The organism is Amycolatopsis sp. NPDC051071 (assembly GCF_040682875.1).
In the GTDB taxonomy this organism is placed as follows: Bacteria; Actinomycetota; Actinomycetes; order Mycobacteriales; family Pseudonocardiaceae; genus Amycolatopsis.
Genome location: NZ_JBFBBY010000031.1, coordinates 1 through 13,653, shown reverse-complemented (window position 1 = coordinate 13,653; position 13,653 = coordinate 1). Strand labels below are relative to the sequence as shown.

Here is a 13,653-nt window from a genome sequence, read left to right as displayed (position 1 = left end):
TCAGGTGCTCACCGGCGCGGATTTACGTGCGACGAAAGCGGCGATCGCGTCGATCGTGCGGAAGTTGTCCAGGTCCAGATCCCCGCCCGAGAGGGTGACGCCGAAGCCGCGTTCCAGCCACATGACCAGCTGCACGATGAACAGCGAGTTCACCAGGCCGCTGTCGAACAGATCCTCGTCTCCCGCGATATCCGCCCCGCCGGCGTGGCCGGACACGAACCGCCGGATGTCCGTCTTCGTGTCGCTCACGACATCACGCTCGCCTTCTGCCCGACCGGTTCGCCTGTCTCGTAGCTGTGGAAGCCCTGTCCCGCTTTGCGTCCGGTGTGTCCCGCGTACACCAGCCGACGCAGCAGCGGGCATGGCCGGTATTTGGGGTCTTGGAACTCCTCGCACAGCACCTCGAGGGAGCGCAGTACGGTGTCGAGCCCGATGAGGTCCGCGGTGGCCAGCGGGCCCATGGCGTGGCCGAAGCACTGCTGGAAGAGCTGGTCGACCTCGGCGGCGGACGCGACCCGCTCCCAGACCAGGAACATCGCCTCGTTGACCGTGAGCATCGCGACCCTGTTGGTGACGAATCCCGGCGAGTCGCCGACCACCACGCTGTCCTTGCCCACACCGCGGAACAGTCCGAGGGTGTGCTCGATGGTCTCCGCCGACGTATGGGTTCCCCGGATCACTTCGACCGTCGGTTTGAGCGGCGCGGGGTTCATGATGTGCGTCCCGATCACCAACTCCGGCCGCCCGGTGCACCCGGCCACCTTGGTGATCGGGATGGCGGAGGTGTTGACCCCGAAGATGGCCGAGGGCGGGCAGATCCGGTCCAGCCGCCGATAGAGCTCGCGCTTGATCGGCCAATCCTCGGTGACGTTCTCGATCAGGTAGTCGATCCCGGCCAGCTCGCCGGGCTCGGTGGTGCAGGTGATCCTGTCGAGTACTTCCTGCGGCTCCCGGACCGGGAGTCCTGGCCGGATCAACGGACCGAGCCGAACGGTTCTGGCGATCTCCCGCACCGCCCGGTCCAGGATGTCCGGGTCGATGTCCAGCAACACGACCTGGTGGCCGTGTTCGGCGAACAACTGGGCGACCCCGGTCCCCATCGTGCCCGCTCCGGCCACTCCTATCCGTCTCATGTGGACATCCTTTGTTCGGTTCGATTCACGTCGGCACGCACCGTCGCCGCAAGCAGCCGTCCCAGGCCTGCCAGGTCCTCCCTGAGGTGGAAGTGGTCACCCGGCCGGGAGACCACTTCGGCCTCGCACGCGGTGTGCGTACGCCAGCCCTCCATCGGCGATCGCGGTTCCCGGTCGCCGGTCAGGACGGTGATCGGGCAGCGCAACGGGGAGGCGGGGGTGTGCTGATAGGTCTCCAGTGCCCGCAGATCCGCGCGGTAACAGGCCAGCGCGGCGTGCAGCAGTCGCTCGTCGGCGACGACGGCGGCCGGGAGCGGCCCCCAGCGACGTTCGATCTCGGCGTGCAGTCCGGCGTCGGTCAGCAGATGCAGTGGTCGCGGCTGCGCGGGAAGCGGTGGGGGTGGGCAGGAGGAGACGAACAGCCGCACCGGCGCGTGGCCGAGGTTCCTGGCCACCTCGTACGCGACGAACGCGCCGAAGCTGTGGCCGAACAGGGCGAAGGGCGGGGTGAACCGCACCTGTCCGACAATCGCCGCCACCAGTTCCGGTATCGAGCCGAATGCCCGTTCACCGAGATTGTGTGCCCTGCCGGGTGGCTGAATGGCCACGATCTTCAGGCCGGGGGTGTGTGCCGCCCATCGCGCGTATTCGCCGGCGGCGCCACCGGCGTGCGGGAAGCAGTACAGGGTGGCCACGACGGGCTGGGATTTGGCGCGCTCGATCACTCGTATCTCAGCCATGCGCCGCCGCGCCTTCCCGCAGGCGCGCCTTGATCAGCGTGGTCAGTTCCCGTATCGACGGCGCGAGGTACATCGAGCGCAGCTCCAGTTCCACCGGCAGCAACTGCCCGACCCTGGTCAGCAGCCTGGTGGCGACCAGCGAATCTCCGCCAAGGTCGAAGAAGCTCTCCTGCGAGTCGATATCCGAGATGCCGAGCAGTTCGGTGAACAGCAGGGACACCGTGTCCTCGATGCCCAGCCCGGCGATCGGCATGGGCGCCACCGGCTCCCGCGCCGCCCGCGCTTCCAGCAGGTACGGCTTGCGCTGGAAGGGGTAACCGGGCAGCGGCACTCGCCTTGGCGCTCCATTGTGGACCTGCGACCAGTCGACCGGCTCTCCGGCGAGCCACCGCTCGCCGAGCGCGGCGAGCGGACCGGAGCCACCGTGTTCCCCCGGCTGGTCACCGGTGAGCACCCGCACGGCCTCCGCCCGGTCCCGCACCACCACGTATCGCCGGTTTCCGTGCTCACGCCTGCCCGTCTGCAGCGTCCAAGCCACATCCCGCAATTCCTGCTCGGGATGACGTGCCAGATGCTCGGCGAGCCGCGCGGCGACCTCGTTCAAAGCGGCCGGAGTCCGTGCGGACAGCGGCAAAAGCTGTTCGGCCGTCTCGCCGGTGGACGGTCGTGGCAGCGGCGGCTGTTCCAGCACGGCGTGCGCGTTGCCGCCGCCGAGGCCACGCGCCGTGACCCCGGCCCGGCGTGGCAGTCCCTTCGGCGACCAGGGCCGGGGCTCGGTCACCACGGCGAACGGACCGGCCGTGAAGTCGATGTCCGGGTTGGGCCGGGTGTAGTGCAGGCTCGGCGGGATCACTCCGCGTTCCACGGCCAGCACCGTCTTGATGAACCCCGCGACACCGGCGGCGGCGTCGGTGTGCCCGATATTGGACTTGACCGAGCCGAGCCAGCACGGCTCGGCCCGTGGCCCCTCCCCGGCGAACACCTCGTGCAGCCCGGCGAACTCGATCGGATCGCCCACCCTGGTCCCGGTGCCGTGTGCCTCGATGTAGGTGATCGTGGACGGCTGCACGCCCGCGGAGCGCTGAGCGGCACGGACCACCTCGACCTGTCCGCGTACCCCTGGCGCGGTGAACCCGGCACGCTCGCGGCCGTCGTTGTTCACCGCGGAGCCACGCAGCACCGCGTGGATGTGGTCACCGTCGGCGATCGCCTCGGCGAGCCGCTTGAGTACCACGATCCCGCAGCCGTCCCCGGTGACCACCCCGTCCGCGCCCTCGTCGAAGGGGCGGCACGCACCGGTGGGCGAGGTGATCCCGCCGACCTGGTACCGATCCAGATCGGCCGGAACACGCACCGTCGTGCCACCGGCCAGTACCAGGTCACAGTCCCCGGCGAGCAGCGACCGTGCCGCGAGATGCACCGCGTACAGCGATGTCGCGCACGCCGCCTGCACCGCGGCCGCCGGTCCTCGCAGGCCCAGTTTGTAGGCCACCTTGCTGGCCAGGTAGTCCGGGGAGGTACCGATCCGGAGGTCCCAGCCGCTGATCGAGCCCGTTTCCCGTTGCCGCTCCCGCAGGATCTCGGCGTACGACGACTCACCGCATCCCGCGTAGACCCCGATCAGGCCAGGGAACCGGTCCGGGTCATACCCCGCGGCTTCGATCGCCTCGACCGCGCATTCCAGGAAGATCCGGTGCTGCGGATCCAGCAGCGCCGCCTCCCTCGGGGTGTAGCCGAAGTACTCCGGGTCGAACCATTCCGGGTCCCGCAGCACGCCGCCCGCGGGCACGTACTCGCGCGTGGTGCCGCCGGGACCGGCGACAGTGCCGGGCGCGAGCCGGGTGACGCTGTCCAACCCGGCCACGAGGTTGTCCCAGAACTGATCGATGTCCGCGGCATCCGGGAAACGGCAGGACATGCCGATGACCGCGATCGCCGTCTCCGGGTGATCGCCGCTCGTCTCCGCCGCCGGCCGCCCGGGCTCCGCCTGCACACCGTCGAGGAACGCCGCGGAGGACCGGACCGTGGCGTGCTTGAACAGATCGGTGAGGGTCGGCTGGAGACCAAGGCGATCCACGATCTGTTCGCGAACCGCTTCCATGAGCATTGAATACCCGCCGACCTCGAAGAAGTTGTCGAGCGCGCCGACCTCCTCGCGTTCGAGCAACTCACACCAGATCGCGGCGATGATCTGTTCGGTGCCGGGGGCCGGTGCCTGCCCGTAGTTCACCGCTCCACATCCCGGAGCTGCTCATACGCTCGATCAACGGAAAACGTGGAAAGGCGGTTTTCGGAACACGAAATAAACATCGCACCATCCTGGCTGGATAAATAGAGACGTAAACCCCAGTTCCCTTTTGAACCCCAGTAAACAAAGGTCCAACATCGACAAAGTATAGCAACGGTGACGGATGTGAGCCAATACCGCGTCAGGATCCGCCCAGTGTGCTTGTACGCGTAGCGGAAACAACTGTTCAGCCACCCTGAATCTGCGAAAACCGTTGGCCGCAAAGGAGAGAGGCCTTCTCGCGGCACCCGTCTGGACCAGCCGCGATGGCGAAGGGGGTCGTGAGTGATCAGGGTCGTTAGAACGACCCTGATCACTCACGACCCCGCGGCCGACGCCACCTGTACCCCTGTCGCCACACCTGTCACTGTCCATCATGGACGCATGTGCCCGGGTGACGTGGTGGGTGTCGGTGCCCCGCTCGGGTGTTGCGATCCGGAGGCCGCTGTCCGCGTCCATGAAGGATTTGGGACGTCGAGCCTCGATCCACCGGCGGGCATTGTTGTTTTGTCGTGTCGTGGACGCGCAGATGCCCTCTGACCTGGGATGATTGTTCTTGCGAGGAAACAATGGTCCACGAGTGAGAGGGCATCTGCTGAATGCGATTGTCTCATAGTGCTGGTGCGGTGGCCGCCAGGTTCGATGATGAGAGTCTCGTGTCGTCGGCGGGGATTGTGCCGGTGATGCGGCTGGCCGAGAACATTGGTGTGGGTGAGCTGATCGAAGACCGTGTTGACCTGGGGGTTCCGGTCGGTGCGAACAGTGACGCGAAAGCCCTGTCGGTGGTGGCGGGCATGGTGATCGGCGCGGACTCGATCGGTGACCTCGACGTGATCCGGCACGGCGGTATGGGTCGGTTGTTCGACCGGCTGCGAGCGCCCTCGACCTGTGGGTCCGGCAGCTCACCTTGGTCGCGGGAGAGGCCCTGGTCCGTCTCGCGGGGCAGGTCCCGTCGCTGCTGGCGGGGGTGGGTGAGCTGGCGTTCATCGATATCGACGCGAAGATCAAGGAAGCCTACGGACACGACAAAGACGGCATCGGTTTCGCCTATAACGGGGTCCGGGGCCTGAACCACCTGGTCGCCACGGTGTCGTCCCCGGTCTGCGCGCCGGTGATCCTGGCCGGGCAGTTGCGTGGCGGGAACACCGATTCCCGCCACGGCGCGGTGGCACTGCTGACCGAGGCGATCAATCTGGCCCGCCGCTGCGGGGCGAACGGGATGATCGTGGTGCGCGCGGACTCCGCCTTCTATACCGGCAAGATCATCGCCGCGATCCGCAAAGCCAAAGTGTGTTTCTCCATCACCGCCCGGAAAACCGAGGCGGTCCTGACCGCGATCGGCGGCATCGGCGAGGACGCGTGGAGCGAGATCGCTTACCGGCACCCGATTCTCAACCCCGAGACCGGGGATCTGATCACGCACGCGGAGATCGCCGAAACAACCCACACCGCGTTCGCCAACACCACCCAGAACCCCGGCCGCGAGGTCACCGCACGACTGCTGGTCCGCCGCACCCCACGATTCAAAGAAAACGAGCAAGGCGAACTGTTCCGCGTCTGGCACTACCACGCCGTGTTCACCGACACCGGCTTCGACCTCCACATCGCAGACGAATACCACCGCGGGCACGCGATCATCGAGCAGATCTTCGCCGACCTCAACGACACCGCCCTCGCGCACTACCCCTCCGGCCGCTTCCCGGCCAACCAAGCCTGGCTCACCCTCGCCATCCTCACCCACAACCTGCTCCGCACCGCAGGCCACCTGGCCAGCGTCTTCCACGCCAAAGCCCGCACCGGCACCCTCCGCCGACACCTGATCAACATCCCCGCCCGCCTCACCCGCACCGCCCGCCGCACCACCCTCCGACTACCAGCGAACTGGCCCTGGGCCGACAGCTGGCACGGACTGTTCACCACCACCAGAACCCGAACAACCTGACCCCCACCCCCACCCCCACAACCAGACCACAGTGGACACACCGGATGCGAGACCGGTCAATCCCACACGCCCACCCACCCCCACCAAGATCAACAACCCCAACCAAGATCAACAAACAACCCCACCGGTGGATCCAGGTCGAGTGTCCCAAATCCTTCACAGACAAGCCCGAGACCAGCTGAAAGGCCAGGTTGCCGTCGCCGCGAAACCTCGAACCAGGATGACCTCCGAAGACCCCGTCGAGCTGGGTAGCCCTATCCGCGCTCACGCCACGTTTGTCTTACCTCTCACTAGCCCGCGTCCATCAGCCCACGCACCAGCTTCACGAACTGCATCGCGGTGGAGTTGCTGTAGAACTGTTTCAGCGAGATACTGGGCAGGTCGCGTTCCCGCATTTGATCAAGGGCACGCACGACCAGCAGGGAATTCCCGCCAAGGGTGAAGAAATTATCCTCCAGCGTCACCCGGGTATTCAGCAGCCCGCTCCAGATGCGCAGCACGTCATCGGTGATTCCGGTCGGTCCCGCGGCCTGATCCGCCGATCCGGCACGGGGATCAGGCAGTCGGGTGATATCCGGTTTCCCATTGATCGTCAGCGGGATCCGCTCGACCAGGGTGATCGTCGAAGGCACCATGTAGTCCGGCAGTATCCCGCGTGCATGCGCGAATACTTGCGCCGGATCGACACGTTCGGCCGCCACGACATAGGCGTCGATCCGGCTGCTCGCCGGATCATCCGGATGATCCTGGTTGACCACGACGGCCGCGGCGCTCACCCCGGGCGCGTCGAGCAGCACCAAGCGGATCTCGTCCAGCTCGATACGAAATCCACGCAGCTTGACCTGGTTGTCCAGCCTGCCGAGGTGATCGATCCTCCCGTCCGGTCGCAGCCGTCCCTTGTCGCCGCTGCGATAGATCCGTTCTCCGGTGACGTCATCGCGAATGAACCGCTGCGCGGTGAGCTCCGGCTGTCCCAGATAGTGGCTCGCGACTCCCGCACCGCCCACGTGGATCTCACCGGCCGGACCCGGGGGCAACAACCGGCCCAGCTCGTCCCGAATCGATACCGACCAGCCGGGCAGCGCGCGGCCGACCGAACGAGAACCGGCGGCCACCTCCGCCGGGGTCACCGTCTGCGCGGTCACGTGCACTGTGGTCTCGGTGATTCCGAACATGTTGACCACACGGCAGGCGGTGGGAGAGTGGCGGGCGAACCATGGCTCGATCATCCGCACATCGAGTGGTTCGCCACCGAAGACGACCAGCCTCAGCGTGAGGTCCCGTCGTGCACGCCGGTCCGTGCGCACAAGCTGGGCGAACGCGGACGGCGTCTGGCTCAGCACGGTGATCCGCTGCTCGGCCAGCACCGCGTAGAACTCCTCGGTATCGCGGGTCACCCAATACGGCACCACCACCAGCCGGCCGCCGGTGAGCAGGCAACCCCAGATCTCCCATACGGAGAAATCGAAGGCACTGGAGTGAAACAGCGTCCAGCTGTCCGCTGGGCACAGGCCGAACTCCTCGGTGGTCGCCTGTAGCAACGCCAGCACATTGCGGTGCGGCACGACGACGCCTTTGGGGCGGCCGGTCGAACCTGACGTGTAGATCACGTAAGCGGCGTCACCGCCATCGGCCGGTGCCTGCCGGTCCGTCGGTCCGCGTAGTTCGCGTACTTCGCCCGGCGTCAGTACCCGCGTCCCAGACGAACCGGGAAACTCCGCCAGTGTGGTGATGACGAGCGGCATCCCGGCGTTCTCCGCGGTGAACCGCAGGCGCTCCGCGGGGTACAACACATCCATCGGCACGTACGCGCAGCCCGCCTTGAGCACGCCGAGCAGGGTGATCACCAGATCGGCGTCCCGCTCCAGACAAACCCCGATCCGGCTGTCCTTGGTGATGCCCAGCGACCGCAGTCCCGCGGCCAGCTCGTCGGCCAGCTCGTTCAGCTGCCGGTAGGTCAGCTGCCGATCGCCTGTCACCAAGGCCACGGCGTCTGGCTGCCTGGCCGTCACCTCCTCGATGGCGCGGTCGATCCGGCCTTCCCTTCGCGGAGCCGGACCCGCCCCGCCCAGGCGGAGCACGTCCGCCCGCTCGGCAGCGGACATCAGCTCGATCCGGTTGAGCGTCCGGTCTTCCGGCTGCCCGGCCAGACGCGTGATCTGTGCGCAGAAGCGGCCCGCGATCGCCGGGTCCACGAGTCCCTCGTCGAACCAGCAGGTCGCCCGGCCTCGTTCCAGCTGGATGGTGAGCGGGAAAACCGGTGCCAGGCAAGGCAGATAGCGGCCCTCGCCGAAGGATGGGCTCCACACGACCCCCACCGCGGGCGGCTCGCCTGGCGGTACCGGTGCTTCGTCGAACCGGGCCAGGAAGTCCGCCATGGTTCGCGACCGGTTTTCCTCGATCGGGTAAGCCCGGATCACGTTGTTCGTCAGGTCCAGTACTCCCAGTTCCGTGCCGCCATAACGGCTGACCGCCAGCGCGATCGCACCGAGGACACGCCGCTCGCCGTGTCCGGCCAGCTCCACCGGCAGGCCGGCGACGATGCCGGCGCGGCGCGGATTCCCCAGCCCCCAGTCGATGCTGCCCGCCGGCGCGGGCCGCGGGTCCCAGTCCGGCAGGGCCGCGATCGCGGCGGTGCCCTCGGCGATCCGCCGCAGCGTAGCCACCGAGACCACGGATCGGACCGCCACCAGCACCAGATCCGCCGTCCCGTCGGCATAACGCAACGCGACGGCTCGCAGCGGAGGACTGCCAGGATGGATCGGCCGCCGTGACTCGGCGCGGACGTGGGCCGCGGCACGGGGCCAACCCGGATCCCCCGCGACCGTGGTCTGCCAGATCCGCACGGGCAGATCCGGCGGATCGGAAATCCGCGACACCAGGCTGTGGCATTCGGTGGCTGTGGTCATGGATGATCTACTCTCCCGTCACCGGGCGGTAAAGCCGCCGTCCACGGTCAGCACGCTGCCGGTCACCTGGCGGGAGCCGTCCGCGGCCAACCAGAGTGCGGCGTTCGCGATGTCGGACGGATCGATCAGCGTGTTCATCGGCTGATCCCGGACGAAGATCTGCTCATGTTCGTCGACCGGCACGTCCAGCGAGCGGGCGATCTCGCCGAGCATCCGGCCGTCCACCAGTGGATCGTCTCGCACCGAGCCCGGGCACAATGCGTTCACCCGCACCCGCATCGGGGCGTAGTCCAAGGCGGCTGCCTTGGACAGCCCGATCAGGCCGTGCTTGGCCGCGACATAACTCGCGAAGTGCCGGTAGCCGACCGTGCCGGCGGTCGAGGACACGTTGATGATGCTGCCGGATCTCCGCTGGACCATGATCGGCGCGACGGCCTTCATCATGCGCCAGGCCCCGGACAGATCGATGTCGAGCATGAGCGACCACTCCTGCTCGGTGATGTCATGGACGATCTTCCCGGACGGGGAGGCGATGCCCGCGTTGTTGACCAGCACATCGACCGTGCCGAACCGATCGAGTGCCTCGTCCACCGCCAGCAGGCACTGCCGGGAGTCACGCACGTCGGCGGCGGTGATCACGGTCGCGGCCCCGGCTTGTTCACACAGACTCGCCGTATGAGCCAGCTGGTCGTAGGACCCGAGCGGGTACGGGATCTCCGCGAGGTCCCGCGCGATGTCCACCAGCAGCAGATCCGCTCCTGCCTCGGCGAAGGCCACCGCGCACGCGCGGCCAAGGCCACGCGCGGCGCCGGTGATGATGGCCACCTTGTCCGTCAACGACATGCTCAGCCCTCGGCCACGATGCGCAGTACCCGTTCCGGCTCCTCGGTCAAGTACATATGGACACCCTGGAGTTCCCGGTATTCGAACCTGGCTTCCGTCATGGTGGCCCACTGCTCGGCCTGTGCCCGCGAGACGAGTCCGTCCTCCGTTCCGCGTAGCGCGGTGATGGGGACGGTGAGAGGCGCTCCCGCTGTGGGCCGGTAGTTCTCGTGCATCGCCACGTCGGCGCGCAGTATCGGCAGCAGCACCTCGAGCAGGCCGGGATTGTCGAAGGCCGCGTGCCGGTAGCCGGCGAACCGCTGCACCTTGGCCACGAACTCCTCGTCGGGCAGCCCGGTGGCTCGTTCGGTGCGTGCGCCCTGCGGTGCCGGTGAACCGCTGACATACAGATGGCGCAGACCAGGGTGTGCGATCCGGCCGAGTTCCCTGGCGATCTCGTAGGCGAGCACCGCGCCGAGGCTGTGCCCGAACAACGCGATGGGGTTGCGCACGCCTACCTCGGCCACGATCTGTGGCGTCAGTTCGGCGACGGCGTCGGCAATGTCCTTGAACGGGTCTTCCAGGAAACGTTCCTCGCGGCCCGGCAACTGGATCGGACACACCCGGATCCCGGCCACTTCCGATTTCTTCCATTCACGGAAGAAACCGGCGCCACTGCCCGCGAATGGCAGGCAGACGAGAGATAATTGCTGCACACCCATCAGTACCCCAGTCTTCCCGCAGGGTCCGCCACAAAACTTCAGGGCCGCTTGTTCGATCGGGAAGTGCCCGCGCACCCGGACCGCGTGGCGGTAGCCGGGGGAACTCAACGAGCCCCTTCCTCCCAGAGGCCACGAAAACACCCTAGGGACACGAACCCCGTCGAGGCAAGTGACGCAGTGCGCGCCTGGGCCGGGCAAGCAGAAGCCAGCCGGTGCGGGAAACCACCGCACCGGCTGTGGCAGGAGACATCGCCGCCGGTTTCAGCACTGAGCGCCGCGGCCCACTCCCGTTTTCTCTCCGTTCTTCACGAACGTGCACCACGAGCACGCGGGAAAACGGTCCACACGAATGTCGCAGGGTTTCGAGTCGCTGGGTGAGGTTCGGCTGTGGATGACCGGGCCTGGAACGACCAGGCCCGGTTCATCGCTATGCCCTCCACAGACGTGCAACCCCGCTAATGATCATGTTGCGCCCTGCGCGGGACGGCAAGGAACTGGGACAAAGGCGTGTGAACACTGCCCTCAAGTCACTTTGAAGGATTTTGTGGCGGGCCTTCGGTCGCTCGAAGTGAGGCTTCATACTGCGAGCGACTGAAAATGAAGGGCCCGAGCCCGCTCAGATCCCAGTCGCGGGAGTTGTTACGAAATCCCGACCAGGTCACCGTTTCTTCCGTCAGGACGATCGTGGCCAGGAAAGCCCAGCAATCATTGATCCCACAGGTGCAGCCCAACAGCATGGTCTCGCCGTCATCCCCGCCATGGGGCAGCTCCAGCGGCTCGCCGAGAAAGTGACGGCTCGGCCAGGTGAACGTCCTTGAAAGAGACAGATAGCCTCCCGCGAGCTCCTGTGCGAGCTTACCGGGCGGGTAGTCCGGAAACTCGCCGGCGCGTTCGATCTCCTCGGCTTCCGCATACGGAAGCTCCAGCTCGCGGACGAGGTGGATCAGCGGAACACCGTCCACGACGATGTTCACCGGCGACCACGTGCCCGGCGTCGAGGAACCGGGAGGCGTGGTCACGCGAAACTCGATGGTGTTCATTTCTCGACGGTAGCGAATTCGCCCCGGCCCGGAGACGCACTCCACGCAAGCATCGGGCGGACAGCGGGTCACCGGGGACGTCGAGGCGCCTCAGTCGGGCGCGAGGATTTCAGCCAGTCGAAGGGTGTCTTCGAGGTAGCGCTCGTACGGAAAACCGGCCGCGAGGAGCCCGGCACGGAACTCGTCGTAGAGCGGCTTTCCGGCGGCATGGAAGGCTTTCTTGCCGGACTCGGTGAGACGGACCAGCCGCCGCCGCGCGTGCTCGGGGTCGACGGCGATCCGCACCAGGCCGTCCGCTTCGAGCGGTCGCAGCGCCCGGCTGATCGCCGGATCGGAGACCGACAGCGCCTGCGCGAGCCGATGCTGCGTCGTCGGCTCGATCTCCTCCAGCGTGCCCAGAAGGCGTATCTGGCTATAGGTCAAACCGTCGGGGCCATCGGCACGCCGGCGGGCCGCGTCGCCCATCAGCATGACCACGCGGTGCAGCAGGTCTGCGAGTCCGTCATCCACCAGCTCACCATACCAGAGTGTTGACACGTTAATATTAACTAGGTAAGACTGAAGCCATGGACACCTCCTCTTACCTCGCCCAATCCGCCTTCCCGCTGGTCTGGATCGTGGTGCCCGCCCTCGGAGCCTTCCTCCGGGCCCGCCACGCCACCTCATCCGAAGAACGCCTCGAGATCTGGCAGCGCTGGTGGGCCATCGGCGCCTTCGGCTGCGGCAGCCTGTGGATGACGGTCGCCTTCCTCGCCTTCCCGGACGTCATGGCCACGGCGATCGGCTTCGACCGGACGCCCTTCCTGTTCGAGATCGCGTTTGCCAACCTCGGCCTGGCCGTCATGGGCTTCCGGGCCGCCTCGGCCTCCGCGCGTGAACGCATCACCATCGGCCTCGGCGGCGGGATGTTCCTCTGGGGAGCGGCGATCGGCCACGTCTACCAATGGTTCGCCAACGGGGACCACTCCCCCGGCAACACCGGCGGAGTCCTCGTCAACGACGTCCTGATCCCGGCGGTCATGATCATCCTTGCCGTGCGATCCCGCCGACTCGCGACCACCCGACCGGCCGCGGAAATCGCCGCCTGACACCGCGGGAGCTGTTTCTCACCATGACCACGCATCCCAGCGACACGATCGGGACGACACGAGCGGCCGCCGCCGACCGGCTCACCATCTTCGTCGACGCGGTGATCGCGATCGCGCTCACCCTGCTGGCCCTGGATCTGCCCATCCCGCACGGCGACACCACCGACGCCATGCTGAGTTCGGTGTCGGCCCACGGCAAGGAATACATCGCTTTCGCGCTCGGCTTCGTGGTGATCGCCGCCCACTGGCGTGCCCACCACGAAATCTTCCCCTACGTCCGCTCGCTGAGCAGCCGCCTGATCAGCCTCACCCTCGTCTGGCTGTTCATGCAGGTCTTGATGCCGTTCGCGACGCGGGTGATCACCGCGGACGGCGCCTTCCCGCTCCGGTTCAGCCTGTACGCGACGGTGCAGGTCCTGGCGTCCACGTCGTTCGCGCTGATCATCCGGGAGATCCGGCGCGAACATCTGTACCGAACGGACGGCCCGCCCCGGGTGTTCGCCCAGAGCCTGACCCGCAGTGTCTGCTTGGCCGCGGTGTTCGGGTTGTCCGTTCCCGTCGCGTTCCTGACCGGGAACCCCTGGACATACCTGTGCTGGCTCGCGGCGCCGATCGCGCTCGCCATCGCCCGCCGCGTCCAGGACCGGAGGCCGTCCGATGGCTGCCGGCACCTCTAAAGCGGGCGTCCTTTGTCAGCTCTGGTTTCCTGACGAGTCCACTGCCGCCGCCGAACCCACCACGCCACGGTTGACTTACCCCTCACCAAGCGTGTCGCCGAGACTCGTCCGCCGCGCAGCCACAGGCTGACGCGGCGGACGGCATGTCCCAACAGCTCCACGAACGGACGCTTGCCATGTCACAGGCCTATCCGCGGTCGTGGTCCTGGGCACCTCGTCTTGACCCTCAAGTGTCATGAAAGGGTCTTTCAGGACGAAAAACGTCCTGAAAGACCCTTTCATGACATCTGCGA

General features: G+C 66.9%; 12 protein-coding genes. 3 read left to right on the top strand and 9 right to left on the bottom strand.

What is annotated here, in order from left to right; all coding sequences use genetic code 11:
* The 4 genes from AB0M65_RS13340 to AB0M65_RS13325 are packed head-to-tail and all read right to left on the bottom strand — an operon-like array spanning position 1 to position 4,103.
* Positions 1 to 249: a phosphopantetheine-binding protein gene (locus AB0M65_RS13340; protein ID WP_364026137.1), complete on the bottom strand. Its 249-nt coding sequence runs from the start codon at positions 247 to 249 to the stop codon at positions 1 to 3.
* A complete protein-coding gene (locus AB0M65_RS13335) occupies positions 246 to 1,133 on the bottom strand; it encodes a 3-hydroxyacyl-CoA dehydrogenase NAD-binding domain-containing protein (RefSeq protein WP_364026134.1) in 888 nt (295 codons plus the stop codon). The genes AB0M65_RS13340 and AB0M65_RS13335 overlap by 4 nt, the downstream gene beginning before the upstream one ends.
* A complete protein-coding gene (locus AB0M65_RS13330) occupies positions 1,130 to 1,873 on the bottom strand; it encodes an alpha/beta fold hydrolase (RefSeq protein ID WP_364026131.1) in 744 nt (247 codons plus the stop codon). Before AB0M65_RS13330 ends, AB0M65_RS13335 begins: the two co-directional genes overlap by 4 nt.
* Complete coding sequence (locus tag AB0M65_RS13325) at positions 1,866 to 4,103, bottom strand: beta-ketoacyl synthase N-terminal-like domain-containing protein (RefSeq protein WP_364026128.1); 2,238 nt, start codon at positions 4,101 to 4,103, stop codon at positions 1,866 to 1,868. The genes AB0M65_RS13330 and AB0M65_RS13325 overlap by 8 nt, the downstream gene beginning before the upstream one ends.
* A 964-nt stretch (positions 4,104 to 5,067) precedes the next feature.
* On the opposite strand from AB0M65_RS13325, the gene AB0M65_RS13320 reads away from it, so the two are divergent.
* Positions 5,068 to 6,102 (top strand): IS1380 family transposase, encoded by a 1,035-nt coding sequence (locus AB0M65_RS13320; protein WP_364026126.1) that lies wholly within the window; start codon positions 5,068 to 5,070, stop codon positions 6,100 to 6,102.
* 290 nt (positions 6,103 to 6,392) lie between these two features.
* On the opposite strand, the gene AB0M65_RS13315 is transcribed toward AB0M65_RS13320, so the two are convergent.
* The 5 genes from AB0M65_RS13315 to AB0M65_RS13295 form a co-directional block, all read right to left on the bottom strand.
* Positions 6,393 to 9,011 (bottom strand): amino acid adenylation domain-containing protein, encoded by a 2,619-nt coding sequence (locus AB0M65_RS13315; RefSeq protein WP_364026123.1) that lies wholly within the window; start codon positions 9,009 to 9,011, stop codon positions 6,393 to 6,395.
* Between the two features lie 18 nt (positions 9,012 to 9,029).
* The gene (locus AB0M65_RS13310; RefSeq protein WP_364026120.1) at positions 9,030 to 9,854 is read right to left on the bottom strand and encodes an SDR family oxidoreductase; all 825 of its coding nucleotides are present in this window, start codon (positions 9,852 to 9,854) and stop codon (positions 9,030 to 9,032) included.
* Positions 9,855 to 9,856: 2 nt separating this feature from the next.
* Complete coding sequence (locus AB0M65_RS13305; RefSeq protein WP_364026117.1) at positions 9,857 to 10,555, bottom strand: alpha/beta fold hydrolase; 699 nt, start codon at positions 10,553 to 10,555, stop codon at positions 9,857 to 9,859.
* Positions 10,556 to 11,082: 527 nt separating this feature from the next.
* Positions 11,083 to 11,595, bottom strand: a complete 513-nt coding sequence (locus AB0M65_RS13300; RefSeq protein ID WP_364026114.1) for a hypothetical protein — start codon at positions 11,593 to 11,595, stop codon at positions 11,083 to 11,085.
* Positions 11,596 to 11,685: 90 nt separating this feature from the next.
* Positions 11,686 to 12,105, bottom strand: a complete 420-nt coding sequence (locus tag AB0M65_RS13295; RefSeq protein WP_364026111.1) for a MarR family transcriptional regulator — start codon at positions 12,103 to 12,105, stop codon at positions 11,686 to 11,688.
* Positions 12,106 to 12,161: 56 nt separating this feature from the next.
* Between AB0M65_RS13295 and AB0M65_RS13290 the strand changes: the two genes are divergently transcribed.
* Positions 12,162 to 12,683 carry a DUF6790 family protein gene (locus AB0M65_RS13290; RefSeq protein ID WP_364026108.1) on the top strand — a complete coding sequence of 174 codons (522 nt, stop codon included), beginning with the start codon at positions 12,162 to 12,164 and terminating at the stop codon, positions 12,681 to 12,683.
* A 23-nt stretch (positions 12,684 to 12,706) separates the two neighbouring features.
* Positions 12,707 to 13,360, top strand: a complete 654-nt coding sequence (locus tag AB0M65_RS13285; protein WP_364026105.1) for a TMEM175 family protein — start codon at positions 12,707 to 12,709, stop codon at positions 13,358 to 13,360.
* Positions 13,361 to 13,653 lie beyond the last annotated feature (293 nt).